Annotated in this window: 18 protein-coding genes and 1 other RNA gene; 10 read left to right on the top strand and 9 right to left on the bottom strand. The window is 42.9% G+C overall.

Translation table 11 applies throughout. The annotated features are described in order from the left end of the window. The first annotated feature begins 267 nt into the window (after positions 1 to 267). The 5 genes from pyrC (at position 268) to erpA (ending at position 4,310) form a co-directional block, all read left to right on the top strand. Positions 268 to 1,359, top strand: coding sequence for a dihydroorotase (pyrC, locus tag GKR41_RS03510; protein ID WP_226809779.1), 1,092 nt, complete (start codon positions 268 to 270; stop codon positions 1,357 to 1,359). Between the two features lie 524 nt (positions 1,360 to 1,883). Continuing rightward, positions 1,884 to 2,288: RNase P RNA component class A (gene rnpB / locus GKR41_RS03505), an RNA gene on the top strand. 692 nt (positions 2,289 to 2,980) lie between these two features. After that, positions 2,981 to 3,409: a 50S ribosomal protein L13 gene (rplM, locus tag GKR41_RS03500; RefSeq protein WP_226809778.1), complete on the top strand. Its 429-nt coding sequence runs from the start codon at positions 2,981 to 2,983 to the stop codon at positions 3,407 to 3,409. Positions 3,410 to 3,422: 13 nt separating this feature from the next. After that, the gene (gene rpsI, locus GKR41_RS03495) at positions 3,423 to 3,815 is read left to right on the top strand and encodes a 30S ribosomal protein S9 (RefSeq protein ID WP_226809777.1); all 393 of its coding nucleotides are present in this window, start codon (positions 3,423 to 3,425) and stop codon (positions 3,813 to 3,815) included. A 138-nt stretch (positions 3,816 to 3,953) separates the two neighbouring features. Then, positions 3,954 to 4,310: an iron-sulfur cluster insertion protein ErpA gene (gene erpA, locus GKR41_RS03490; RefSeq protein WP_420885652.1), complete on the top strand. Its 357-nt coding sequence runs from the start codon at positions 3,954 to 3,956 to the stop codon at positions 4,308 to 4,310. A 727-nt stretch (positions 4,311 to 5,037) separates the two neighbouring features. On the opposite strand, the gene GKR41_RS03485 is transcribed toward erpA, so the two are convergent. Then, a complete protein-coding gene (locus GKR41_RS03485; RefSeq protein WP_226809776.1) occupies positions 5,038 to 5,928 on the bottom strand; it encodes a M23 family metallopeptidase in 891 nt (296 codons plus the stop codon). A 318-nt stretch (positions 5,929 to 6,246) separates the two neighbouring features. Between GKR41_RS03485 and tyrS the strand changes: the two genes are divergently transcribed. Then, positions 6,247 to 7,491 (top strand): tyrosine--tRNA ligase, encoded by a 1,245-nt coding sequence (gene tyrS / locus GKR41_RS03480; RefSeq protein ID WP_226809775.1) that lies wholly within the window; start codon positions 6,247 to 6,249, stop codon positions 7,489 to 7,491. Positions 7,492 to 7,960: 469 nt separating this feature from the next. On the opposite strand, the gene ruvB is transcribed toward tyrS, so the two are convergent. The 4 genes from ruvB to purH form a co-directional block, all read right to left on the bottom strand. After that, positions 7,961 to 9,025, bottom strand: coding sequence for a Holliday junction branch migration DNA helicase RuvB (gene ruvB / locus GKR41_RS03475; protein WP_226809774.1), 1,065 nt, complete (start codon positions 9,023 to 9,025; stop codon positions 7,961 to 7,963). A gap of 52 nt (positions 9,026 to 9,077) precedes the next feature. After that, positions 9,078 to 9,659: a Holliday junction branch migration protein RuvA gene (gene ruvA, locus GKR41_RS03470; protein WP_226809773.1), complete on the bottom strand. Its 582-nt coding sequence runs from the start codon at positions 9,657 to 9,659 to the stop codon at positions 9,078 to 9,080. A 62-nt stretch (positions 9,660 to 9,721) separates the two neighbouring features. Further along, a complete protein-coding gene (ruvC, locus tag GKR41_RS03465) occupies positions 9,722 to 10,264 on the bottom strand; it encodes a crossover junction endodeoxyribonuclease RuvC (RefSeq protein WP_226809772.1) in 543 nt (180 codons plus the stop codon). 62 nt (positions 10,265 to 10,326) lie between these two features. Beyond that, positions 10,327 to 11,892, bottom strand: coding sequence for a bifunctional phosphoribosylaminoimidazolecarboxamide formyltransferase/IMP cyclohydrolase (gene purH / locus GKR41_RS03460; protein WP_226809771.1), 1,566 nt, complete (start codon positions 11,890 to 11,892; stop codon positions 10,327 to 10,329). A 2,964-nt stretch (positions 11,893 to 14,856) separates the two neighbouring features. On the opposite strand from purH, the gene lptD reads away from it, so the two are divergent. The 4 genes from lptD (at position 14,857) to rsmA (ending at position 18,900) form a co-directional block, all read left to right on the top strand. Further along, complete coding sequence (gene lptD / locus GKR41_RS04095) at positions 14,857 to 15,384, top strand: LPS assembly protein LptD (RefSeq protein WP_420885675.1); 528 nt, start codon at positions 14,857 to 14,859, stop codon at positions 15,382 to 15,384. Between the two features lie 322 nt (positions 15,385 to 15,706). Beyond that, entirely contained in the window at positions 15,707 to 17,035 is a 1,329-nt protein-coding gene (locus GKR41_RS03445; protein WP_226809769.1) for a peptidylprolyl isomerase, read from the top strand. Beyond that, complete coding sequence (gene pdxA, locus GKR41_RS03440; protein WP_226809768.1) at positions 17,022 to 18,068, top strand: 4-hydroxythreonine-4-phosphate dehydrogenase PdxA; 1,047 nt, start codon at positions 17,022 to 17,024, stop codon at positions 18,066 to 18,068. Before GKR41_RS03445 ends, pdxA begins: the two co-directional genes overlap by 14 nt. A 13-nt stretch (positions 18,069 to 18,081) precedes the next feature. After that, a complete protein-coding gene (rsmA, locus tag GKR41_RS03435; RefSeq protein ID WP_226809767.1) occupies positions 18,082 to 18,900 on the top strand; it encodes a 16S rRNA (adenine(1518)-N(6)/adenine(1519)-N(6))-dimethyltransferase RsmA in 819 nt (272 codons plus the stop codon). Positions 18,901 to 20,058: 1,158 nt separating this feature from the next. Here the strand turns inward: rsmA and GKR41_RS03430 are convergent. From GKR41_RS03430 to GKR41_RS03415, 4 genes are all read right to left on the bottom strand, one after another. Further along, a complete protein-coding gene (locus tag GKR41_RS03430) occupies positions 20,059 to 20,787 on the bottom strand; it encodes a lysophospholipid acyltransferase family protein (RefSeq protein WP_226810254.1) in 729 nt (242 codons plus the stop codon). Positions 20,788 to 21,437: 650 nt separating this feature from the next. Further along, positions 21,438 to 23,540, bottom strand: a complete 2,103-nt coding sequence (gene glyS, locus GKR41_RS03425; RefSeq protein WP_420885651.1) for a glycine--tRNA ligase subunit beta — start codon at positions 23,538 to 23,540, stop codon at positions 21,438 to 21,440. A 66-nt stretch (positions 23,541 to 23,606) separates the two neighbouring features. Then, positions 23,607 to 24,575, bottom strand: a complete 969-nt coding sequence (glyQ, locus tag GKR41_RS03420) for a glycine--tRNA ligase subunit alpha (protein WP_226810252.1) — start codon at positions 24,573 to 24,575, stop codon at positions 23,607 to 23,609. Positions 24,576 to 25,114: 539 nt separating this feature from the next. Continuing rightward, on the bottom strand, positions 25,115 to 26,005 hold the full coding sequence (locus GKR41_RS03415; RefSeq protein WP_226809766.1) for an HlyC/CorC family transporter: 891 nt from the start codon (positions 26,003 to 26,005) through the stop codon (positions 25,115 to 25,117). Positions 26,006 to 26,587: the final 582 nt, after the last annotated feature.

The following is a 26,587-nucleotide window of genomic DNA, read 5'->3' as shown; positions in this document are numbered from 1 at the left end:
ACATCAAACTTGTACGTTTAAAAACGTGTTACCGAATATGTCATTATAATTACAGTGCGACTTGCAAAAACCCCCTAAAAACGTTATATAATTTTTTGGGCAGTAGCCGGATATTGTAAATATAATAGTTCACTCGCATACTTATCGCCCATTAAAATAATGCGTTATTAAAATAACTCAGACCCGGTCCGGGAAAACTAAAGATGAAACGGCGACGTATATTTCACGGTTACGTATATGCTGGCGCATGCTTAACTTTCGATCGATATGAATATCCTCCACCAATCTACCGAATTTAACTCATTTGGCATAGATGCGCTGACTCTTGCTCGCCCTGATGATTGGCATGTACATGTGCGTGATGGCGCGCTGCTTAAGGCATTGCTACCACATACCGCTCAGCAGTTCGGTCGCGCGATCATCATGCCGAATCTGAAGCCACCAGTTACCACGACTGAGCAGGCTGCCGCCTATCGGAAGAGGATCCTTGCCGCGCGTCCTACGCAGGGTCCTGGAACTGCATTTGAACCTCTAATGACGCTATATTTAACTGATAATACGTCGCCGGATGAGATTTGGCGAGCTCGCGAAAGTGGCTTCGTACATGGTATTAAGCTTTATCCGGCTGGCACAACGACTAATTCAGATGCTGGTGTTACGGATTTGCGCCATTGTGCAGTTACTCTAGAGGCAATGCAAAAAACTAGCCTACCGTTACTAGTGCACGGCGAAGTAACGGATCCGGTAGTCGATGTATTTGATCGTGAAGAAGTATTTATTGACCGAGTACTCGAGCCATTGCGGCGTGATTTCCCTGCACTTAAGGTGGTATTTGAACATATTACAACCCGCAACGCAGTGGAGTATGTGCGCCACGCAGATACATCATTAGGCATGCTAGGCGCCACCATAACCGCTCATCATTTATTACTAAATCGCAATACTATGCTAGTCGGCGGCATTAAACCACACTATTACTGCCTCCCCATCTTTAAGCGCGAAGTACACCGTGCTGCACTCGTCGAGGCAGCTATTTCGGGTCATCCACGCTTTTTTCTTGGCACCGATAGCGCACCACACCTGAAAAACTTCAAGGAGAGTTCATGCGGTTGTGCTGGGTGCTATACAGCACTACATGCCTTGGAGCTATACGCGCAAACCTTTGACGAAGCTGGCGCTCTAAGACGCTTAGAAGGCTTCGCAAGCTTTCATGGCCCTGACTTCTACGGATTACCGCGTTCTATCGACACAGTAACTCTTGAGCGCTCTAGTTGGACATTACCTGAAAATATTGACATAGACGGAATGAGTGTGGTGGTGTTTAAGATGAGCAAGGATTTAAGCTGGAAGCTTCGCTGAAATCGTGTTAGTTTATACTACTATCGCTGATACATAGGTGACGTATAATTACGTCCCTAGTTGTTTAGGATAGCAAAGCTATGCTCTGAAATAAATTTTTAATAAGATCGACTTATTTGAGCAATGTAAAATCGGAGTCGCGGCGCTACGAGCTATCACAAATACTTTTATTAAAGCCATAAATTGGATTCCTACATGTAAAAATCTAAACGATTTTCAATAAATTAGTTTTAATTTTTCTAATTAAATAAGAAATTATGCAGCTTCAAATTACTAAACGGGAGAGAGTGCTTAGGCTAAGTAATAATAAAAAAAATTCTATTAATATAGTTTACAGTTGCTTGTTTTAACGAGAAGTTATGCAATTTTTATGCCTCTGATGTTTCACTAGCTGAAGCACTGCTTGCTTCAAAAGAAAGCCATGTCAGCATTTGTGGACTTTCTAGCTAGCAATTCAGCTTAGACACTAAAATATTACTCATCGGCTGACATAGTTGGTACTCTGTGCTAATATAGGCGTATACAAAGTAGGCTAGACAGCCGCGTTTTCTGCATATTGCACGGGAACGAGGAAAGTCCGGACTCCATAGGGCAGGGTGATGGCTAACGGCCATCCGTGGTGACACGCGGAATAGGGCAACAGAAAGCAAACCGCCGATGGCCTGGCACAAGCCAGGATCAGGTAAGGATGAAATGGTGCGGTAAAAGCGCACCGCGATTGCGGCAACGCATTTCGGCAGTGTAACCTCCACCCGGAGCAATTCCAAGTAAGCAGGCGTGCGTCTGTAGCAAGGCGCAAGGGTGGACCCGTTCTAGCCTGCGGGTGGGAAGCTTGAGCTCGTCAGTAATGTCGAGCCTAGAGGAATGGCTGTCACGTGTGCCGGGTTCCGTTGCACGCACAGAATCCGGCTTACCAGCTTGCTTTGTGTCCCTTATTAATGTGCAATTTGCACTTAAATAAGCATTAATATAATGCATACGCGATATTATACTAATAAATTTCTTCGAAACTATGACAGATTAGGTGTATCATCTTGATGATGCAAAGTACAGATATAAAACTTATTTGTTTTAATCTTGTTCAGTGAACTATACCGTATGTTTCTAGCTTGACTTTCGTTTATCAGCTCGCTCAAGCACCATCAAGCGATCCCTACCCCCCCCACACGGTTGATGTAAAATAAGCTTAGTAGCTATAAACTGTGCTGGTTCAAGGTTTCGCTCAAATTTTTATAGTAATGTACTATTCTTAGGAAATTGCTTGCTTCAGTTACTATCTTGGTAAGCGAGCCATAGGGCTATTAATTGAAGGATTAATATTATTAATAAGTCACCTATTATTAATAGGTGTAGGAATATAGTTTTCCTTGCGACTGCTTAGCGTAAGCTTTATAATTCCTTACATTAGTTAACTTAAGTTCTACTTAGTACCTTTAGTAAATCGAATCTAGACGTTTGGGTTACTATTTAAATTTAGTTAAAGTTAAATAAAGCTTATCTACAAAATTTACTCTATAATTTTTTCTGAAAATGCCTGCGGAAAAAATTATAGAGTCTAAGCTGCACCTAGTGTGCAGCCATCAGTACACAGAAAAAGTAAAGCATCTCATTTGGATCAATCATGAAGACGTTTTCCACCAAAGCCCATGAGGTAAAACGCGAATGGTATGTGATTGACGCGACGGACAAGATACTTGGCCGCATCGCTAGCGAAGTAGCGAGCCGTCTTCGCGGAAAGCATAAGCCTGAGTTTACACCACACGTCGATACCGGAGATTTTATCGTCGTTGTGAACGCTAGAAAACTGAAGGTTACCGGAAAAAAAACAACTAATAAGACATATTACTCTCACTCTGGCTATCCGGGCGGTATCCATGAAACAATCTTTAGTAAAATGCAGGAGCGTTTTCCAGGTAGGGTACTAAAGAAAGCTGTTAAAGGTATGCTACCGAGAGGTCCACTTGGCTACGCAATGATTAAAAAACTCAAAGTCTACGCAGACGTGACACACCCGCATACCGCGCAACAACCGAAAACGCTCGAGATTTAAGGAGCCAGATTAAATGATCGGAAATTGGAATTACGGTACCGGCCGCCGAAAAAGCGCGGTAGCTCGGGTGTTTATTAAGTTCGGTAAAGGAGCTATTATGATCAATAACCAACTTATTGCTGACTATTTCTCGCGAGAAACGTCGTTAATGATCGTATGTCAACCTCTAAATCTCGTAAACCATATAAACACTTTTGATATTAAAGTTAATGTAATTGGTGGAGGCGAAACTGGCCAGGCTGGTGCTATACGCCATGGAATTACCCGCGCATTAATTGATTACGACTCAACGCTCAAATCTACCTTATCAAAAGCTGGATTTGTAACACGAGATTCGCGTGAAGTTGAGCGCAAAAAAGTAGGTTTGCATAAAGCTCGTCGTCGTAAGCAGTTTTCTAAGCGCTAAGTAGGTTCATGTATCGCGATAAATTTTATAAAAATGCTGGCGTCAGGCAAAAAAACTATAGGTCATATATATCCATGCGATATACATGACACAATGCTCAATAGCATTGAAGAATTTTTGGGAAACTCAATAAAATCTATGACTGATATCCCTCTGACCGAAATGCCAGTACTACTCGTTTTTACGGATACGGCCGCTAATCAGGTAAAAAAACTAATCGATGCAGAAGGTAACCCGGAACTAAAGCTTCGGGTGTTTATTCGTGGTGGCGGCTGCTCTGGGTTTCAATATGGCTTTACGTTCGATGAAGAAATCAACGAGGATGATACTGTAATAAACAAAAATGGTGTTCAGCTATTAATTGATTCGATGAGTTATCAATACTTACTAGGTGCTGAAATCGACTATAAAGACGATTTAAGTGGTGCCCAATTTATCATTAAAAATCCAAATGCGGCCACTACTTGTGGCTGTGGCTCGTCATTCTCTATATAAACACTATTTACTATTAAAATAGATTAACTACTATTATATAGTAGAAAAAAATAATCTACTAAGTGCAATTTATTTTTAATAAATATTTTTTGTTAAAAATGTGTTAGTGAGCAATATAACATTATTTATAATAAAACTGTGTTAAGTACCTTAGCTTAATCTAAAATAATCTTGTTGTTTATTTAAACAGAATAAATTTTACTACTATGAGAGCGTATTTAGCGATCTTATTATGTACGAATAGCGTTCTTAAATCAACTAAGTTGATTGTATACTATACTACAGTGGATATTTCCCTAAACAATAAGAGCTAGCTTTTCTAATTTTATAGTCTGTATTAGTAATATTAAGAGGTTAAATCCCAAGAGATCCTTAATAACATATTTCAGCACTATTTCAACTTTGAATAGATATTTCAATTAATTGTGATAATTAATTGAAATATCTATACGTCATTCTACAGTGTTACTAACACGCATAAAGTATCAGGTAACTTAGACAGAAAACCTTTAGCATTATAGTTATTTTTGATTTTTCATAAAGTGGCTTTTGTAATAACTGATATATGTAGGTGCGCTTTTGTTATACATTGGGAATCCACTCTGGTGTCTTACAAAGTAATGCTTATTAGACCGAACATTGAATTAATTTATCACCCCAAAATTTGGTAGTATTTAACAGAATATTGCGAATGAATAATATAGCTCATATAAAGCTGTATTTTTTACTATGATGCTACATACGCTGGCAATAGACTATTTCTATTTCCATTAGATAGATTGGATAGATATCGCTTGAATTCGCGTAGCGCAGTACCATGCAATGATGAGGGTTTACCGACTGATGCTGAAAGTGGATTTATATGGTAGCCGTAATGCCGTACCTCATAATGTAAATGTGGACCAGTTGCCCATCCAGTATTACCGACGTAGCCGATTATATCACCGCGTGCAATTCTCTTACCCGTTCTTAGTTTTGATGGAGTTCGAGATAGATGGGCATATACAGTCTCATATTGCTGATTATGACGTAAGATGACCGTCTTGCCGTAACCATGTAGCCATCCTAAAAATTCAATGTTTCCGGGCCCGCTTGCACGAACTGGTGTGCCTTGTGGGGCGGCCCAATCGACCCCACTATGGAACGTATAGTGTCCAGAAATCGGGTGCATGCGCTCACCAAAGCGCGATGATAATCGTGCTCTAGCAACGGGGCAGGGATTCAGTGCTTGCTGTAGAGAGCGTCCATTGGCACTATAAAAACCGTCTCCGCATTTACTTGGTAAGCGATACCAGATAGCCCGAATAGGCGCAGCCCCAACTGCTCTTGCTTCGAGAACAAGAATTCGTTGAGTATGAGATGATTCGTCGGCGGCTGCACCGACTAGCGCGCGGTAGCATTGCCCGCGTAATGGTCCAGCTAGCGCGCGCATACCTGGAAGCACATCGATCGCTGCATCGATCGATGTGCTTAATACGCCAGCCCGTCGCATTACGCTAGCGAACTGGTTATCGAGTACACCCGATAAAATGCGTCTAGACGGGGTGGATAGTTTAGCAGGTAGGCACTTATAATATGGGTCTAGTTCTATTCTAGGCCAACTAATGGTGCAGAACATACTATGGTTAGTTTGCGTATCTGTTGAGTAAGCTGGTGTATATACAGAATATATAGGTATCAATAGTACGGATACCATAGAAAAAACGCACGGAATTGTTGTGCTTAAGCTCACGGATACAAGATATTTAAGTGATTAATTATTTAATTATGCTGCACTACACTACTATAGTGGCGCAGCACAATTCCAAATGCTGTTAGAAGCAGTACTACATCATAAAAATTCAGTTTCTGTGCAATAAGTAATGCTTTGAGGGCAATACGTAAAGCATAATATGAGCGTTATTTGTGCAATAATTTTGTCAAAAGTTCCCAACTAATGAGTGATGAGCCAAGCGTTTCTGTACCATACTTTCCTATTACCGATGAAGTATATGCTGCCCTAACAGTAGCAAGGCGTGGCTGCGAAGAGCTTCTCATTGAGGATGAGTTCATACAGAAGTTAGCAAAAAGCGCACAAACTAGAAAGCCATTGCGTATCAAGCTTGGGCTTGATCCAACTGCACCAGATATCCACATTGGACACACTGTCGTGCTTAATAAGATGCGACAGTTTCAGGATCTAGGCCATACTATTATTTTCTTGATTGGCGATTTCACATCGCTTATTGGTGATCCCTCTGGGCGTAACCAGACGCGTCCACCGCTTACTCGCGAGCAAATTGAGCTTAATGCAAAGACTTATTTAACACAAGCCGCATTAGTTCTCGATTGTGAAAAAACTGAGATTCGCTATAACAGCGAATGGTCAATGCCACTAGGAGCTGATGGCATGATCGGTCTGGCATCACGCTATACTGTGGCGCGGATGCTCGAGCGTGATGACTTCACTAAGCGCTTCCAAAATAGGATACCAATCTCGATCCATGAGTTCTTATATCCTTTGATGCAAGGGTATGATTCGGTTGCGCTACAATCAGATCTCGAAGTAGGTGGAACCGATCAGAAGTTTAATCTATTAATGGGTCGAGAGTTGCAGAGGCAGTATGGTCAGGAGCCGCAGTGCATTCTAACCATGCCTCTGCTCGAAGGTCTAGACGGCGTTAATAAGATGTCTAAATCTAAGAATAATTATATTGGTATTAGCGAGAAACCGTCTGAGATATTCGCTAAGCTAATGAGTATTTCGGATACACTGATGTGGCGTTATATTGAGCTACTTTCGTTTTGCAGTCTTGATGAGATTGCAGACTTTCAGAAGCAGGTGCGGGCTGGTTACAATCCGCGAATACTAAAAGTACTGTTCGCGCAGGAAATTGTCTCCCGTTTCCATTCTATAGCCGATGCGCAACGCGCCTTAGAAGATTTTAATCTTCGTGCGAGAGGCGGGGTGCCGAATAATATTACTGAAATTCAGTTAGGTGGTGCACCGTTACCGGTTAAGCAATTACTAAAACAAGCTGGTTTAGTTCCATCTACTAGCGAGGCATTGCGTAATATCGAACAGTCTGGCGTGAAAATAGACGGAACAACAATTATTGATAAAGGACTAAAACTTGAGGCGGGCGTGTATATTATTCAGGTCGGGAAGCGGCGATTTGTTCGTGTGATCCTACAAGCTTAGTACAAGTGGACAATCTAACGAGAACTGGAGTTATAACAAAAAAGTAGATGTATTAATCTAGCATTTCTCTGGAGTTAGTATGCGGGTCTGATAGATAAGATTTTTAATATTTAATATATCGAATATATAATGCTTAAGGCTAGCTAATATACGATGAAACAAAACGGACAGTAATACGACTGACTATTTTATTGCCTATAATTGACGGCAGTATTCTCAATTCGAAAGTAGCTAGTTATGCCTAAACTGGCAGTGCATAACTAGCCAATTATCGTTTGATGCTCGACAGAACTTTCGGATTACTATAATACCAGATAAGTTTTTTACCTTATCTAGGAAAGAGTCTTTTAATGCCCCTAGTTAATCTGATGTGTACTTACCATATATAATTCTTTTTAGAGGAAGCCTAAGGCCACCGTCTCAATTCTGTCAACTATACTAGAGGTATAATAGTTCGAAGATAAAGAGATTAACTATTTTCTGCTAACGACCCACAGGTCATGGACTCATCTTGTATCCGGCCAGTAAGGCCAAAGTAACGATAGGAAAGCAGTGTAGCAACACGTCCGCGAGGCGTACGCTGCAGATAACCTTGCTGAATTAAATAGGGCTCAACCATGTCTTCAATTGTATCGCGTTCCTCACCAATTGCAGCAGCAAGGTTATCTAGTCCCACTGGACCGCCATTAAACTTATGTAGGATCGCGTCCAGAAGCTTACGGTCCATTAAATCAAAGCCTACCGGATCAACATCAAGCATTGCTAATCCTGCATCGGCTATTAGTGCTGTGATACAACCATTAGACTTTATTTCAGCATAATCACGCACGCGACGTAACAGCCGATTCGCAATACGTGGGGTGCCGCGTGAGCGCCGCGCTATTTCCAGTGCGCCTTCAGACTCAATCTTCGTACCGAGAAGGTGCGCCGAACGCTCAACGATCTGTGTTAGCTCGCTCGCAGTATAGAACTCAAGCCGAGCACTAATTCCAAATCGATCTCGCAATGGGTTAGTTAGCATGCCGGCACGAGTAGTGGCTCCCACTAGCGTAAACGGCTGTAGGTCTAGCTTAATGCTGCGTGCTGCCGGCCCCTCTCCGAGCATAATATCAATCTGATAATCTTCGAGCGCAGGGTATAAAATTTCTTCAACGACTGGCGACAATCGATGGATCTCGTCGATAAATAATATATCGTTCATTTCGAGATGAGTCAGTAGTGCAGCTAAGTCGCCGGCCCGTTCAAGCACTGGCCCCGATGTCTGGCGCAGATTAACGCCCATTTCTCGTGCGATAATGTGTGCAAGCGTGGTCTTGCCTAGACCAGGAGGGGCAAACAGAAGAACATGATCTAGTGCTTCTGATCGGCGCTTGGCAGCTTCAATAAAAATCTCGAGCTGCATGCGAACTTTTTCTTGCCCAATATATTCAGCTAAGCGCTGTGGGCGCAGAGTCTGTTCGCATGTTTCTTCATTAGGCGATGCGGGAATTGCCGAAATAAAGCGTTCTGAGACAAGCTTATCCGTTTTAATCATGTTACTGATTGTACCGCATATAGCTAGTGCGCTTCTATGCTAAAGCATAGGTTCATACCTTCGATAAAATTTTTAAAGCGAGTTTAATGCCGCTTGATACATCCATACTAACTGGTACGTGCTTTACTGCAGAAAGCGCTTCTTTTTCAGAATATCCGAGAGAAATAAGAGCGTTCAAAATATCTGGCGTATAGTTAAGTGGTAATACGTCCGACGTAGCCGAGTTAATATCGCCCTCTAATCTTCCTTTTAACTCAAGTAACAACCGTTCGGCAGTTTTCTTACCAATACCCGGAACCCGTATGAGGCGGGTTGTATCTTGCAATGCAACTGTACGAGAAAAATCCATAACACTCATTCCGGAGAGTATTGCTAGCGCTATACGAGCCCCAATGCCGCTAATTTTTAATAGTTCTCGAAAGATCTGTCGCTCCTGCTGAGTAAGAAAACCATACAGTAGGTGCGCATCTTCGCGAACAATCAGTTGGGTGAGTAACGTAACTTTGTTCCCAGTGCTAGGTAAGTTATAAAACGTGCTCATCGGCACGTCAATCTCATAGCCAATACCATTGCAATCAGCTAATAAATGAGGTGGGATTTTCTCGAGTAAGATCCCCGTAATGCACCCAATCATAGCGAATCAATATAAAGTTGATATATGAGTATATCGTATCGCGAAATAGAAATCATGCTTAATTATCTGATTAGCCGGCCTCGGCTTATCAGATAACTTTTCTTTGTTAATACGGGCGTAAGCGTACCAAGCGTGTTTATTAACTTGTTACCGTGCGCATGGCAGATCGCTATGCCGAGGGCATCAGCAGCATCGGTGCCTGGCAGACCATCCAAGTTCAGCAATCGAACCACCATCTGCTGTATCTGGTTTTTAGTAGCATGTCCGTAACCAACTACCGCTTGCTTAAGCTGTAGCGCAGCATATTCAGCTACCGGTATACAACCCGCTACAAGTCCGCAAATTGCCGCACCGCGCGCCTGACCTAGTAAAAGCGTTGACTGAGGATTAACATTAACGAATATTTTTTCGATTGCAGCCTGGTCAGGGTGGTGCTCATGAATCAGACTCATGACACCATCAAAGATCGTACCTAGGCGGTTTGGGAGGTCAGTATTAACAGTGCGAATCACTCCACTAGTTACGTAGGTAAGCATGTGCTTATGCTTATCGATAATGCCAAATCCAGTAACACGCAGCCCCGGATCGATACCAAGTATTCTCATCCTATAACTATAATCGATTAGCTTAATCCGAAATACGGCTTACATTGCAAAGGTCACAAATATCAGTGGCGAAAATGCCGTGTTCCGGTAATTACCATAGAGATATTATGTTCATCGGCTGCTGCAATTATCTGAGCATCTCGTATAGAGCCACCCGGTTGGATCACACAAGTTGCGCCAGCTGAAATAACTACATCAAGCCCATCTCGGAACGGGAAAAACGCGTCGGAGGCAACTGCAGAGCCACTTAACGATAGCTTTGCATTTTGCGCTTTCATGTGGGCAATTCGAGCAGCATCGACGCGGCTCATTTGCCCTGCTCCAATACCCAAGGTCATGCCATTTGAGCAAAACACGATCGCGTTAGACTTGACAAATTTCGCAACACGCCAGGCGAATAATAAGTTATCCATTTCTTTAGATGTTGGATACTGTTTTGTAACTACATGCAGCTCATGCAGTTGCACGTTTTTCGTATCCGATGATTGCACTAATAATCCACCTTCGACACGCTTTAAGTGGTATGCATTAGCTGCGTTGCTTAGCGGCACCTGCAAAACACGCAAGTTCCGCTTTTCAGCAAAGACTTGGCGTGCCGAGTCAGTCAGAGATGGCGCGAGTAGTACCTCAAAAAATTGCTTTACAACCGCTTGCGCTGCTCGTTTGTCAATTTCTCGATTAAACGCGATAACGCCACCGAATGCAGAAGTCGGATCGGTTTGCCATGCCTTAGCATAAGCATCAGCCGGTGTCATTGCTACAGCGACTCCGCACGGGTTCGTATGCTTTATAATCACGCATGCCGGGATATCAAAAGTCTTCACGCATTCCAGGGCCGCATCAGCATCAGCGATGTTATTATATGATAGTTCTTTACCTTGTAGTTGATGGTAGTTCGCTAGCGCGCCTTTATCAGATGGCGAGTCTCGGTAGAACGCTGCGCTTTCATGCGGGTTTTCACCGTAGCGTAAATTCTGCACCTTTGTAAAAGATAAATTGAGCGTAGTTGGATACGCGCTGCGTGTTGCATGCTGCAGGTCCTCACCAAGGCTAGTGAGATAGTTAGTAATTTCGCCGTCATATCGAGCAGTGTATGCAAAAGCCTTGGTTGCTAGCCGAAAGTTGGTTGCATAGCTGACTGTATTTTTATGCACGCTCATTTCGTTTAGCACCGCTGCATAGTCGGTCGGATCAATAACCACTGTTACGTCATGGTGGTTCTTTGCGGCTGAGCGCAGCATGGTCGATCCGCCAATATCAATGTTTTCAATGGCCTCATCTAGTGAGCACTTCTCTTGTGCAACAGTTTGCGCGAACGGATATAGATTGACTACAAGCATATCAATCGTTAGTATCCCATACTGCTCAAGTGTAGCCATGTGAGTAGACGTATTACGTCTCGCAAGAATGCCGCCGTGGATCTTAGGGTGTAGAGTCTTGACTCGACCGCTAAGTATTTCCGGAAATCCGATATAGTGAGCTACTTCAGTAAATGGCAATCCCGCACGGTCAAGCAGCTTTGCTGTACCTCCTGTGGACAACAAAATAACGCCAAGCTGACATAAGCTTTTGGCGAAATCGACAATTCCAGATTTGTCGGAAACAGAAATTAGCGCTTGCTTAATCATAATAAAGAAACCCTCAAATCTACGCTTGAGCGCGAATAAAATATGCAAAAAGCATAGGCATTGTATTATGGAAGGCTGTGTTCTTGTAGTTTCTCGAGTAGCATATTTCGACTAATTCTAAGGTATTTAGCCGCTAAAGACTGGTTACTTCATGCTAATTCGAGAACAATTTCTAGCATTGGTTCCTAACATAGATATAGGTCATGCGGGCAAGATCCGATAGATCGTAGAAATATATACGAGACTATCGTAAATACGATGTTTGATATTATGTTTGCTCATGCTAAAAATGAGCCGGTATTAAATGGCATGTCGTGTATTCTGGGTTCTATATCTACGTAGATGAGACGCTATGACTACTTTTAGCTTCAAAAAACGCATTGACTGCGAATAGTGTGCTTGGATTAAATCTATGGTACTTATTTATTTCAGAAAACATTCGCCCAGGAAAAGCTGCGAGTGTGCTAGGCAATATGCTTTCGTTTGCGTGCCGCACAAAGACCTGTAATGCACCATAAACTCATAATAGCATCTACTGTAGCAATATTCGAATTACGCTTGAGTCAATCTAGTTACAGTCAGTAGCATATACTAATGGCTAATGAATATGCTAGTGTGCTGTATACGCTACATATTCAAGATCTAGTATACCTTGCTCCGAGTAATTAATTGTAATACGCCAGTAACTACGATGTGAACATATATGCGCTAGATTAGTTATTTTTTAACCGTCTCGACAAACGGCTGAAGCAGTCTTCTACTATCTGACACAGTACAAAACTATGCGGTCGTCTAGAGTTGAATCCCGCTGTACTCATCAATTGACGAAGCATGCAATGCATAGCACGGCATTCGGTGTGAGTAAACCAGCAAGAACGAGGTCATACGATCCGGTTCCTTAATAAACTACTAATATAATTTCCGGAGGAAGGGCTTATAAGTGGATAGAATATATCCTCGAGGAGTTTCTAGCTAGGGGCGGTATTCGAGCTTCATATAGTCATAGACTATCTGTCATCCTAATGGATAAGCAAACTAGTACATGTAGAGGTTTATATTGTCTAGATATTAATGTTATTGATTATAACCTCTGCGTTAAAACCGTACCGACACTTGTGCTGTACTTTAAAAAAACCAAAATGCTATTTCAGCATCAACTTTTTGCTCTATCAACAGAGAGGTATTAATGACCGTTAATTTGATTGTGGTTCTCGTACGTGTTACATGAAAACGTATCTTGTTAGGCGGGATCAACAGGCAAATTTCAGCTAATTTCGGTCGTAAGTAAAGTGTAGGTAGTCCAACTATCCACTACCGATAGTGAATATGGAAAAATTAGTTTTCAGCTGCTATAGCCATTCCTCCCTAGCAATCTAGCAATCGAAACGTTGAAAAATTCAACTTATGAGGAAACTGTGATAATCGAAAAATTATATTGTATAATGTAAATCTATAATGCAACTAACATCGAACACACAGTATCAAGCCTCTGGCTATAGTAAGTATTACATGCTCGAAGTACCTAGATGGCCTACGTCGTTTTCTGTCTACTGCATCTATGCAGACAATATAGCCAGCTCGAAAGAACTGATCACTGGTTTTTAATTTGAGATGCGTATCTCGCCCGATGCGGGCTCTTGCTGCATTGCTTTCGGTGCCGAGATTTCTGCCATCGTTTTATCACACCAAATTGATTGATATAAGCTTACCGCTTACCCAGTAAATGCACCATGGGAAATGGCTTTGTATCATAGCTCAAGAAGCATGTCTTTCTATCTAACACACTACCCATATTTCGGATTAAGTAAGATGACTAGTGGAATTATAAATCACGACTCATTACGAGAAGGGTGGTGCAGTGTAGCGGTGCTACACGACTGTAATCAAGACTAATTCAATCTATTATAATACAGACATCGATCTCGTCCAAGAATTTTGGAATGTGCGTATCATTCATCATGATACCGAGTTATACGGACTAGATACACACCACAGGATGGGCGGATCGATATAATTGACGACGAAAGATTAGTCGTGCACAACAGTACATATACGGAATTCCAGTTCGACAGTGACCCAGCTTGGTACGTGAAGGCCACGAGATTTAATACAGATAGTACAGAAAACCCGTATATTGCGCACAATATTATTGTATTTTTCCTAGGTGTTCGGATATTCGCTAGTCCATAGTTGTCATTTCCTCCCTCTAAGGATTGCCAAAGCAGCTTACTACTGTCTCCGTCCGTTACGACGAGTTTGAGTACTAGTTTTATAATGTCGCTACCGTATTATTTCCATCTTGCGCCAAACTATCAGTTGACGCTTACGCCTTGTATTATATTGCGACGTGGAGTACTAATTGCATTTAATTCGTGCTACTTATATTTTTGCCGCTTATCCTTGATTTACTCGGGTCACTTTATCATCGAGTATCTGCCGACCGTATTACGCATACCAATCGTTACACGGTGTTTTTCAATCACATACAGAATTTTAGAAATGGCTTCGGCGGATATATTTATCTATAACCGAGTATCTGACAATACCCACTTAAAGATCTCGTCTCAAGTAACTTTTTTGTAGTGCACACTCTGATCTTATATCAGCAGGAAAGCAGCTTTGCCTACAAAACAGGCTATGGGATGGATTGCTGCGCTGGCAATATTGGAAAACGTTACAGCCCCTAATAGTGCCATATAGCTTTAAACAACAGCTAAACGTAAAATATGGTCCCAATAATATTGGTAGCTTAAACTTTATTTAGCGCCGAAGTTGACGCAACTCAATGTGCGACCAACACAGCTGATGTAGCGGAAGCTACATGATTCGTTTTTAACCTCTCCATCTTATATCCAATTCTGCGTATTGGTTACTTTTTAATGCCAAAAAATACAGTGGCATTTCGCATGACACGACGTGTCTACTAATATACATGGCGCCCAGATTAAGAATATTAATATACTGATGCTAAGCCTCAACCCTAGCTTAGTATTGGATCGTAGATTTAGCCTCTTTAGTAAAGATTATATTCAGACGCTAGAACTATTCCTATATTATGTAATATACGTTGCACCAGAATTCAGCACTCACATCATGTTTTATAGAAGCAGCGTTCGGCGAAAGACGCGAACAATTCGTGATCGCACAGCAATATATTCCCATAATCAGCGGGTGGTATACACGCGATCGCAATCATCGCGGCAGGCCGTATACTCCGATGTGATGGTCGGCTTCTCATTTAATCTTGGTATCGGCTATTCGACTGAACAGACTCTTCAGTACAATCAGGGTACTAATCGGCTAGTGCACGCGAACATTGAGTTTATGTGGAGGTTAGTAGAGCGTCTCGTATTCAACGCGACGCTCTACTATAGATACGAAAATATAAAGCTATTTTATAAGCTAATCAACCAGTTAATGGTCTCGGTACGGTGTCCACTTGTTCGCCGCTTGTACGGAGTTTTCCGGAGGATGAATTATAGCATTATCTAGAACCGTCTACTTGACGCGTTAACGAGCTTTAAATACTACGCGAAATACTGATTTTTCAGTATTAGCATGCAAAAATACGCAAACAGTATTAGTGGCGCTAACCAGACGGTTACACGGATACTTGCACAACTGCAACTCAAAGGTTTTACAACGATAGGCAACGGGGCTAGTGTAGTAATTTAGAGTAAGTGGCTAGGTTACCAGACAGTTCCATTCCAACCTATGTCGCAGACCCGGTCTGTCCACTATTAGTAAAGACGCGACTAGTGGCGGGTCATATTCCTCTTGTGTCAGTTTTTACTTGAATGGAGTAATTGCAAAAATGATGAGGCCGATATGCTCGGCACTGTTGCAGTGCGTGCTTCTCTTGTTTAACAATGCGTACGCGCAAGCATTGCCGTCGCATCAAATTAGGCAGAAAGACAGCATCGTCGCGGTCGTGAATAATCAGGTAATAACGCGTTATGAGCTTGATTCGCGTATGAGGCTGATCACAAGACTGCGGTATCAGAATATGCCGTTGCAGACGCCATATCAGCTGCGACTACAGATACTGAATCAGATGATTCTTGAACACATCCAGTTGCAGCGAGCTCAGGATGATGGCCTTGTGATTGATGACGCGTCGCTACAACGCACACTAATTCAGCTTGCGCAGGTAAATAATATGTCGTCCGACCAGTATCGAGCTCGACTAGAGAGTAGGGGCGTCTCTTGGTCGATGTTTATCGATAATGTGCGTAATGAGTTACTTCTTTCGAAGCTTCGAGAGAAAGAGGTCGATAGCAGGATCACGGTATCAGATGCAGAAGTAAATAACTATATGGCTAGCCAGAATTGGACGACATGGCACGCGCAACAAGATCTATGCTTTGAACATATCCTGATTAAAATACAACCAGATACGCCACCAACTGAAATTAAGAACTCGCAAAAAAAAGCGATGAATCTCCTTAAACGCGCATTGTCTAATGAAGATTTCGCGCAGCTCGCAAAAGATAATTCGCAGGCGCCTGATGCCTTAAATGGAGGGAATTTTGGATTCCGTCCGGAGTCTTTATTACCTCAGGCAATGATCCAAGCTGCATCGCAGCTGCGGTCAGGGCAGATTTATCCAGAGGTATTGCGTACTGTAGAAGGCTTCGAGATCGTTCGACTTATCGATCGCCGGGTATCAAGCGATACTTACAGAGAAGCGCCCAAGTTTATGCAAACGCATGTCCGACACATTTTAATCCGAGTTAGCGAAAGACAATCGTGGCTCGCAGCACAGCAGAAACTACTAAAACTACGATCACAGATCGAGTCGGGTGGCGACTTTTCTAATTTTGCTCGCACTTACTCGCAAGACAGCTCAGCACCGCGGGGGGGGGATTTGGGATGGATTAGTGCGGGCGAGACTATACCGGAATTTGAGCGAGCAATGAATAACCTAGAAAATAACGAAATCAGCCAGCCAATCCGTAGCGATTATGGTTATCACCTAGTCCAGGTAATTGGCCGTCGCGAGGTACAGGGCCCCATCTTGAAACAACAGAAAATTGCACGTCAGGCAATAAGCCTGCATAAAGCCGAGCAGGCCTATTTAAATTGGCTATGGCAACTGCGTGATATCTCGTATGTACAGTATAAATTAGATGAGTCGACTTAAGCCTAGCAGCACAGAGCGTGAAAACACCCCCGTTCGAATTGCGATTACCACTGGTGAACCTGCCGGCATTGGCCCGGAGCTGACTGCACAGGCGTTCGTACGAGGATCCAGCCGCTGGCACCGTTCAGTACATTTCACAGTGCTTGGCGATCGTCGGCTATTGATCGATCGAGCGAAGCAAGTTGGCATAGATCCTTCTGTATGGTCAACATCAACATCAACGGGAGCACCCGTTGTTATACATAACATTCCCCTTAACACACAAAGTGTAGCTGGTGTGTTAAATACGGCAAACAGCCCCTATGTGCTAGAAATGTTGGATACGGCTATTACAGGAGCGCTTAATGGAATATTCGATGCTATTGTCACTGCACCGCTGCAAAAAAGCACTATTAACAAAGCCGGGGTGCTATTTACTGGACATACGGAATATTTAGCTAAGCGTACCAGTACACCAAGAGTCGTGATGATGCTATCTGGCACCGGAAAGCGGCCGTTGCGCGTAGCTCTTGCGACTACACATTTGTCACTTCGCGATGTTCCTAATGCACTAAATATCGATGGGTTGGTGGATACGTTAGTTATTATTGATCGAGACTTGCGTGAGCGTTTTTGTATTGCGTCCCCGCGAATTCTCGTGACAGGTCTTAATCCCCATGCAGGCGAGAATGGTTATCTGGGTCGTGAAGAGATTGAGGTGATTACACCAGCGGTACAGCGTGCGCGAGCATCTGGAGTCCACGCATGCGGTCCATATCCTGCAGATACGCTCTTTCAACCGCGTCACCTTAATAAGGCTGAATGCATATTAGCAATGTACCATGATCAAGGCTTGCCAGTACTTAAATTTGCCACATTTGGTAAAAGTGTAAACGTCACACTAGGACTACCCATCATACGAACTTCTGTTGATCATGGCACAGCGCTCGACCTGGCAGGTACCGGCTATGCTAATTGCGGTAGTTTAATAGCAGCGATTGAGACCGCTATATCGATGGCTTCTACTGCGGCTATGCGCGTCTCATCTAATTAAGGTAAGCGATTTTATGGGGCTGAATGCATATCAAGGCCACTTTTCGCGGAAGCGATTTGGTCAAAATTTCCTTATCGATATAGACGTAATTAACAAAATTGTGGAAATAATCCGACCCCAACCTACAGATCGGCTCGTAGAGATCGGTCCTGGTTTAGGGGCATTGACCGATCCACTTCTCAACCGAGTGAAGATATTGCATGCGGTTGAACTAGATCGTAATCTTATCGCCAGGCTGAGAAATCGTTTTAGCAGCAGGCTTATTTTACATTCTGGCGATACTTTAGCGTTTAATTTTGATTCACTGGCTAATTTTGCACATATCGGTGCATCTCTTCGAGTAGTTGGGAATTTACCCTATAATATCTCGAGTCCTCTGTTATTTCACCTTGCGTCATTTTCCAAAAATATAATCGACCAGCATTTTATGCTCCAGGACGAAGTAGTAAAACGAATGGTTGCTCAGCCAGGTAGCAAAGAGTATAGCCGCCTAACTGTGATGTTACAGTATCGATATACAATCAATAAATTAATGGAAGTATCCCCTGGATCATTCCGACCACAGCCAAAGGTAACCTCTGCAGTGGTACGGATGATTCCACGCACTGCAGGCGATGTACCATTAGTTGATGTTTCCTGTCTGAGTGAAATCGTAACAGCTGCATTTTCGCAGCGCCGTAAGATGTTACGAAATACGCTTGCAGCTTATAGTAAGAAAATCGATTTTAATGCGCTTAGCTTTGATCTCGCGCGCCGCGCTGAGGATGTATCGCTACTCGAGTATGTTACGTTAGCACAACAACTTATCAAGCCAATACTAGTTAAAAGCTAGTATACCAAACCTCAGATCTGTATACCAGTTTCTGTAGCGCGGTATAATTAAGGTTATCTGGTATATTTTCATTAAAATTAGGCAACGTACAGAATAATGCGGTAAAGTCTCAGACTTATTTTGATTGAGTAGTTGATTCTGATAACTAGTAGTACCGTTTTATACGAGAATGCGCGCGCACACCATCTTTAACACCCAACTGAATACTGGTTTCAGTATTTACTCTGAGGTAAAGTAAAGCTTTATATAGCTATCGTTACATTAGGCACTAGCATATAAGCAGATTAGTAGTTGTTAATTCTTTCTACCTAGCCACTTATTCAAACTGTTCATCTAGAGAGGTCTAGATATCTCTTAAACTTCCGCATCTAGATTCTCGCTATATTGGAGCGTTTTTATTGATGCATCTTGCTTGCTTGTCCTAAAATTAGGAGATTATTATAGCTTGCTCTTCTGCTGACTATTGTCACTGTAGCTTAAGCGTACTCAAGTACCCCCCCCTTTTTTATTTAGCTTTTTAAAACAATACGGCCGCATAATTTATCCGCTACTAGCACTCAGTGTGGATAACTATTTTAAGCTATTGAAGAAACTAGTTCATAGCTTTTCGGGGGCTGCTGGACTAGCATATGTATAGTGGTAATTACGCCGAAATAAGCTATTGGTATAAAAAATGTTTTATCTGTGCACTACGTATCCAGTAGAAACCTTAGTTCCTGACCAATGCAAGGATTCGCTTAGGCAGATGCCTATATCTCTCTTAAGAGGATCTAAAGTAGCATATAGCATACTTTAACTAGTACTCAAGACGATATCAGCTGAGATATATAAGAACCTATGAGCAATTATAGTATTAGTACCTACTTATCGATTAAAGTTATAAACCAACGTAGACATTATAGTATTTTACTGAAATAAAGTGAAAGTAGGGATATCATAGATAAATATCTACGGATAAGCATAAAAAATCGCTGTTATCGAACAGTCAAGCAGCTTAACTAGAAATAAACAATGCGTAGTATGAGTGTTTAACTTAAGTTAGGCTATGGGATTCGACTAAATTTAGATATATCTAGTTATAACTCTCTGGTTGTATTTTCGGAGTTTGATGAGAGTGCTTTAATCAATCATACAGATTAAAGCACTCTCATCAAACTATTAAGTAAAATTCTTGTATACATCGATACGGCACATCTCAGTTTCAATCCACTCTTCGACGCGCGCCATAACTTCATTAGCATTCAGATTGAAAGTGTCGACAGGCTTACCAATAGAGACTGTGACTATACCTGAATATTTTAGAAAAGAGTTGCGGGGCCACACGTATCCAGCGTTGTGTGCGATTGGCACGACAGGTACTCCAGCAGCTACAGCAAATCGTGTTCCGCCAGTTTTATACTGGCCACGCTTTCCTACTGGCATTCGTGTTCCCTCTGGAAATATAATTACCCATGATCCCCCAGCTATCCGTTCCTTACCTCGCCGAATTATTGATCTGAATGAGCTGTTCCCCTTATTACGGTCGATATGAAGCATGTTTAGCATCCAAAGAGCCCAGCCGAAAAATGGCAAATACAAGAGTTCGCGTTTGAAGACATAGCACAGCGGACGTGGCATGATTGCTGGAAACGCCAGCGTCTCCCAGGCGGATTGGTGCTTCGGAAGTAGCACGGCGGGTCCTTCTGGAAGATTATCCAAGCCCTTAATGCGCCAACTAATGCCAACAAAGTGCCGAAGCACCCATAGCGTTGAATGACACCAACCCGTAGCTATTTGATAGCGCCAATGTATGTTCAAGAGCGGGAAAACAATGCAGCAAACGCATGCATATGGGATTGTATAAAGGATTAGATAAATAAAAAACAGCATTGAGCGAATCACGCACATGATAGTTTTATAAAAATCCTTAGGTAGCTCTAGAGTCATCAGGTTAGTTGTCTTCGTTAGTATAGGAGTTAGTAAAATGCATATAAATTCGAACAGACTGTTGTGCCTACCGGAAAATCTCCCGTGCCCAGTGTTTATATCGATTTACAACTAGGTGCCCTACTTTATCTTGCTGATGCAGCAGCTTGCAAGTCATGTTGGAATTGCTGACTACTGGCGCCTTTCTAAGGGGGGTCGATCCTAAAGCGCTGGATGATCTGTACGCATAAGCCAGGTTTCAGTTTACGGCAATTACATGGTCAGCTGGCGTATGTGGACAGAAAGACAGAAAAATAGCAGCTATCCGCCTACCCAGTAATGACAACTTACGGCAATCTTCTCGTGTATATATAGAGCATAGCTATGCTAAACAGACCTCGATCGATAGCAGACTGGTTGCCTGCAATTACAATATGGTATCCAACCTAGGTGTGCGATTGTCTCTAGATTACCTGAGATTAAAATCCACTCATCAGGTGACTTTATAAATGCGTTAGAGTCGTAATTAATAACGCCATTACGATGAAAGATTACGAGTTTCTTTGGTGTGATCAATTTTTACAGCTTACCAGGCAAAAACTTGAGAATTCACTTATTTCTCGAGCATTCACTTATTTCTCGAGCTTAGAAATATCAGCTACGCAGTTCATTTGCTCGTACAACTTTGCTAATAAGCTCAGTCGATTTTCTCGTAATGCAACATTATCAGAGTTGACTATCACGTTGTTAAAAAATAGATCGACTGCATCGTGCATCGATGCGAGAGATAATAGAGCACCCGTATAGTCATATGAACGCAATCTGCCCTGAACAGTTGGCGTGACGTTTTGCAGAAGCTCAAACAGTGTGCGCTCAGAAACCTCTACTAATAGCGTTGTCTCGATGTCTCGTAGTGTTCCGTTCGATCTCTTTAGAATGTTCTTGATCCGCTTGTTAGCTGTTACTAGAAATGCGGCTTCTGACAGCTTAGAGAATTCGCATACCGCATCAAGTCGACTAGTGATAGTATCAATGCGGGTTGGATTTTGGCTTAGTACGGACTCTATCTCCTCTGTATTATATCTGTACTCACGCAACAAACTACGTAGGCGGTCGATGAAAAAATCATATAATGCGCTAGTGGGATCAGTAATTTGCGTTTGGCCTGAAAATTGGGCATATGCATTCCTTAACAAGTCCATCAAATCTATAGGCAGTTGCTTCTCAAGAATAATACGCAGAAGGCCAAGTGCATGTCGTCGCAGCGCGTAGGGGTCCTTCTCCCCTGTAGGTTGAAGGCCTATGCCCCAAATACCTACTAGCATCTCGATCTTATCGGCTACTGCGACTGCCGTACTAATCCCGGTAGACGGCAGCTCGTCTCCCGAAAATCGGGGGCGGTAGTGCTCTAAACACCCGATCGCAACATCCTCAGACTCGCCATTATATCGCGCGTAGTAAGCGCCCATCGTACCTTGCAATTCTGGGAACTCACTTACCATGTCTGTAAGTAAATCTGCTTTAGCTAAATGCGCTGCTCGTGCTGCTAGACGCGCATCTACGCCTATAATTGGCGCGATTAGCGTTGATAGAGCTTCAAGTCGCTCAACACGCTGTAGTTGGGAGCCGAGTTTATGGTGATACACAACATTAGCCAGCATTGGCACTCGTTGCTCAAGAGTTTTTTTCTTATCCTGTTCAAAGAAGAACTTCGCGTCAGTTAATCGTGAGCGCACAACGCGCTCATTGCCTAGCACGATTTGCCTTGGTGTGTCAGTCTGTAAATTCGAGACCACTAAAAAACGTGTCCGCAATTTACCAAAAGCGTCGGTTAGCACAAAATACTTTTGGTTTGTTTGCATTGTTAAAATCAAGCATTCTTGCGGCACTTGCAAGAATGCTTGATCAAAATGGCACTCATAAACACTTGGCCATTCAACCAGTGCATTTACTTCGTTCAGTAGCGATTCAGGCATTAGTACGTGGTCTAAACCCGCGAGCTCGAGTAATTGTATGCGGATTGCTTCTTTGCGTTCCTGCATACTAACAATGACTCTGCCACGATGCTTTAGCGTGTACTTATAGCTATCTGCATGTAAAATCGCGATATGACCTTCAGATAAAAATCTATGGCCGAGTGTAATGCTATTAGCGTTTATTCCGAGTGCTGTGATCGGAATAATACGATTCGCGTGTAACACAACTAGCCGGTGTATTGGGCGTATAAACCGAACACTCTCACCATCTGGCCGCTGATATGTTAAGATCTTATAAACCGGAAGCCTAGCAAGAGTTTCGTCTAGAGCAGACTGTAGCCCATTTTCTAGGGTTATACCCGGTGTAGTGTACTTTAAAAAGAATGATTCGATCTTACCGTCCATCATCCGATCTAGGCGCGTGATCGGTATTTTTGGAAATCCAAGTGCTGCGAGCCTTTTTATTAGATGAACACTTGGCCGTCCGTTCTCTTGTAATGCTATAGAAACTGGTAGCACTTTTTTATGTACCTGTCGCTGCGGCGCTACTGTACGTACATTATGGATTGCAACCGCTAGCCGACGTGGAGTGCCGAACGGCTCAAACGAGGGTAATTCGCCAACGGAAATATCTAGCAGTTCACGCGTGGCGAGTTGTTCAACTAGACAGTTAGAGAAAGCCTGAGACAGGCTAGCAAGGGCCTTTGGCGGTAGCTCCTCAGTTAGCAGTTCAACGAGTAGGGTATATGATTGACTCAATGGGATGGGTTCTCTCTATCGTTTTAAGTATTGTTTTCAATCTTGCACTAACCCACCGTGATAGACCTAATTAGATTCGTCGACGTTATTGCTGGGTAGTGATGATGTACAAGCATGTACGCATGCTACTGCGTTTAGCATCGGAAATCCGAGTGCTTTCCGAGAATTGTAGTATGTTTTAGCAACCAGTCGCGATAGCGTGCGAATGCGGCCAATATACGTGGCTCGTTCGGTTGCGGAAATCGCTCCGCGCGCTTCAAGCAAATTGAATATATGTGCGGTTTTTAAAACCAATTCATAGGACGGGACTGCGAGGCATTGCTCAACAATACGGCGAGCCTCGCTCTCATAGGCGTTAAAGAGCGTAAATAGTAGTTCAGCATTTGATTTCTCGAAGTTATATATCGACTGCTCAATCTCGTTTTGCTGGAATACGTCGCCGTAAGTTAACTGGCGCAGCATCTTTCCGGATGGGCCGCTCTCTTCCCACTCAGACCACACGAGATCGAACACATTTTCGACCCGTTGCACATACATAGCTAGACGTTCAATACCATACGTAATTTCACTGAGCACTGGCTTGCAATTAAGACCACCGACTTGCTGGAAGTATGTAAACTGCGTGATCTCCATCCCGTTGAGCCATACTTCCCACCCAAGTCCCCAGGCGCCTAGAGTTGGGTTCTCCCAGTCATCTTCAACAAAGCGCACATCATTCTGCTTCAGGTCTATTCCGAGCGATTGGAGCGAGCTTAAATACAGGTCTAAGATATTCTCCGGCACCGGTTTGAAGACTACTTGGTACTGGTAGTAGTGTTGCATCCGATTTGAATTCTCGCCATAACGACCATCCTTGGGCCGTCGCGATGGCTGCACATAGGCGGCACGCCATGGCTCAGGGCCAATTGCCCGCAGGAATGTCGCGGTATGCGACGTTCCTGCGCCAACTTCTATATCATACGATTGCATGAGTGCGCAGCCTTGTTTATCCCAGTAGGATTGCAGCATCAAAATAATTTTTTGGAACGTAAGCATAAATTCCTTTAGAGAAAGCGGGAGGGATATATGCATTAATATACGCCGCCACTCTAGATACAAAAGTATCAAAAGAGGAAATTCTATCGGAAAAAAGTATGGAATTGATTTATGTTTATGCATAGCAAAGTTTGCTATTAATGCTAGTGAATGCAGTTTCTAGTTGCCCATAGTAAGCTGTAAGAAAGCACGCGGGAAATTAGCCAGTTAATGGATAGCCATGCGATGCCAAGGTCCAGCGCAAAGTGCGTGAAGTTGTCAAGCAGAAAGAGGTAATCCTCTAAAGATATATCGAAAAATCAACAACCTAGAAAAGATTATGTCAAGCGCACTATCTATGAATATTCTGAGTATCCTATAATTTTTATTAGGATATATTTTTAATATAGTTTCACAAGTCAAAAATTAAAGAGCCTTGTAGGCTAGCTAATACCTAATACTGCTCCTAATACTCAAAATTCTAATCCTATTTAGAAACGCCCGTTGCTCACTAAAGCATGTATCGATATGGGAAAAACACGCATTACGATATTCTAAATTCAATGATCATTGTGCTCGTGGTGTGAGACCATATTAAATGGTAGCTGCTTAGCAAGCAGCATATGAACCTGTCGCGCGTCGCTTCGCAAAATCACGAATATAAAATCATCGATCTGCACCTTTTCACCACGGTGAGGTACGCGACCTAGGCGATGTGTGACTAAACCACCGATTGTATCGGCCTCATCATTGCAATACCGCGTGCTAAACGTCTCATTAAACTGTTCGATCTCAGTTAGTGCGCGTACCCGGTAGGCGCCATCTGGCGTTGCAATAATATTGCCCTCTTCTTCGTCATAATCATATTCATCTTCGATATCACCAACAATTTGCTCCAGTACATCCTCGATAGTAATTAATCCAGCGACACCCCCATATTCATCAACGACGATTGCAATATGGTTGTGGTTCGCTCGGAAGTCGTGTAAGAGCACATTTAAGCGTTTTGATTCAGGAATAAACACAGCGGGGCGTAACATGCCTCGCACATCGAATTCTTCTTCTGCGTAGTAGCGCAGAAGATCTTTCGCAAGCATGATACCAATCACGCTGTCACGGTTGCCGTCATATACGGGATAGCGTGAATGTGCTTTCTCTAGCACGAATGGAATAAACTGCTCCGGTTTGTCAGCGACATTGATTGCATCCATCTGGGCTCGGGGTACCATGACGTCGCGCGCACATAGGTCAGCGACCTGGAATACTCCTTCAATCATTGATAGAGAGTCGGCATCAATTAGATTACGTGTGTGTGCGTCCTGTAAAATCTCGAGCAGCTGCGCACGAGACTCCGGCTCAGGCGAGATAAGATCAGTCAAGCGCTCAAGTAATGAGCGCGGTTTATCTAGATTTTTTAGGTGACTTTTCCGGCTTGGATACGGGTCGTTCATTTTCAAGCGTCCCGAGAGACTGGACGCACGATAAGGATAGTTAAAGGATACACTAATAGTGTATGTATTTGTGAGCTGCATGGCTGTTGTAAGCCAGTGCTCTAGCTAATCATTATGCATAATCCCTATGGTCTCGTTCTTACTTATTATCAAACATGTAGCGCAGCTATATTATTAGCTAATATAGACCCATTGAAATCTTGCGGTCTTGTAGTTACTTTGGGGGGGGGTGTTTTTTATGCTCTTATAGATCTGAGAAATGCAATATTTAGGAGAGTCGATATTGGGATCTGGTAGTAAAAATCAGAGCGCTGGTAATATGCTTAATGTACATACACGACCCTAGGAATAGCGCAGATGTAGCTTATATTGCGCATTCCAGTCACGATGCGTGTTGGCTAGGCTCATTTGATAGCTGCAAAGCCATAAATCGCCTCACACGGTAGCGGTGAGGTATGCATAGAATCTATGATTCTATATTGCCCGGCAGTTATATCGGGTTATTGTGCTTGGGTTAAGCGCAGTACTGTGTCAATAAAGTAACGCTAGAATCTCTCAGGGTTCAGCGTTATTATCTGTAGC

The organism is Candidatus Vallotia laricis (genome assembly GCF_020541325.1).
Lineage (GTDB): Bacteria > Pseudomonadota > Gammaproteobacteria > Burkholderiales > Burkholderiaceae > Mycetohabitans > Mycetohabitans laricis.
The sequence above is the reverse complement of the archived record's forward strand: the minus strand, read 5'-3'. Positions and strand labels throughout refer to the sequence as shown.

Excerpts from the sequence above, each read along its gene's own strand:
- erpA (WP_420885652.1), top strand. The coding sequence starts at position 3,954 with ATGACTGATATCCCTCTGACCGAAATGCCAGTACTACTCGTTTTTACG.
- ruvB (WP_226809774.1), bottom strand. The coding sequence starts at position 9,025 with ATGATTAAAACGGATAAGCTTGTCTCAGAACGCTTTATTTCGGCAATT.
- rsmA (WP_226809767.1), top strand. The coding sequence starts at position 18,082 with ATGGGGCTGAATGCATATCAAGGCCACTTTTCGCGGAAGCGATTTGGT.
- pdxA (WP_226809768.1), top strand. The coding sequence starts at position 17,022 with ATGAGTCGACTTAAGCCTAGCAGCACAGAGCGTGAAAACACCCCCGTT.
- rpsI (WP_226809777.1), top strand. The coding sequence starts at position 3,423 with ATGATCGGAAATTGGAATTACGGTACCGGCCGCCGAAAAAGCGCGGTA.
- GKR41_RS03445 (WP_226809769.1), top strand. The coding sequence starts at position 15,707 with ATGATGAGGCCGATATGCTCGGCACTGTTGCAGTGCGTGCTTCTCTTG.
- ruvC (WP_226809772.1), bottom strand. The coding sequence starts at position 10,264 with ATGAGAATACTTGGTATCGATCCGGGGCTGCGTGTTACTGGATTTGGC.
- lptD (WP_420885675.1), top strand. The coding sequence starts at position 14,857 with ATGCTAAGCCTCAACCCTAGCTTAGTATTGGATCGTAGATTTAGCCTC.
- tyrS (WP_226809775.1), top strand. The coding sequence starts at position 6,247 with ATGAGTGATGAGCCAAGCGTTTCTGTACCATACTTTCCTATTACCGAT.
- rplM (WP_226809778.1), top strand. The coding sequence starts at position 2,981 with ATGAAGACGTTTTCCACCAAAGCCCATGAGGTAAAACGCGAATGGTAT.
- pyrC (WP_226809779.1), top strand. The coding sequence starts at position 268 with ATGAATATCCTCCACCAATCTACCGAATTTAACTCATTTGGCATAGAT.
- GKR41_RS03430 (WP_226810254.1), bottom strand. The coding sequence starts at position 20,787 with ATGTGCGTGATTCGCTCAATGCTGTTTTTTATTTATCTAATCCTTTAT.
- GKR41_RS03485 (WP_226809776.1), bottom strand. The coding sequence starts at position 5,928 with ATGTTCTGCACCATTAGTTGGCCTAGAATAGAACTAGACCCATATTAT.
- glyQ (WP_226810252.1), bottom strand. The coding sequence starts at position 24,575 with ATGCTTACGTTCCAAAAAATTATTTTGATGCTGCAATCCTACTGGGAT.
- GKR41_RS03415 (WP_226809766.1), bottom strand. The coding sequence starts at position 26,005 with ATGAACGACCCGTATCCAAGCCGGAAAAGTCACCTAAAAAATCTAGAT.
- purH (WP_226809771.1), bottom strand. The coding sequence starts at position 11,892 with ATGATTAAGCAAGCGCTAATTTCTGTTTCCGACAAATCTGGAATTGTC.
- ruvA (WP_226809773.1), bottom strand. The coding sequence starts at position 9,659 with ATGATTGGGTGCATTACGGGGATCTTACTCGAGAAAATCCCACCTCAT.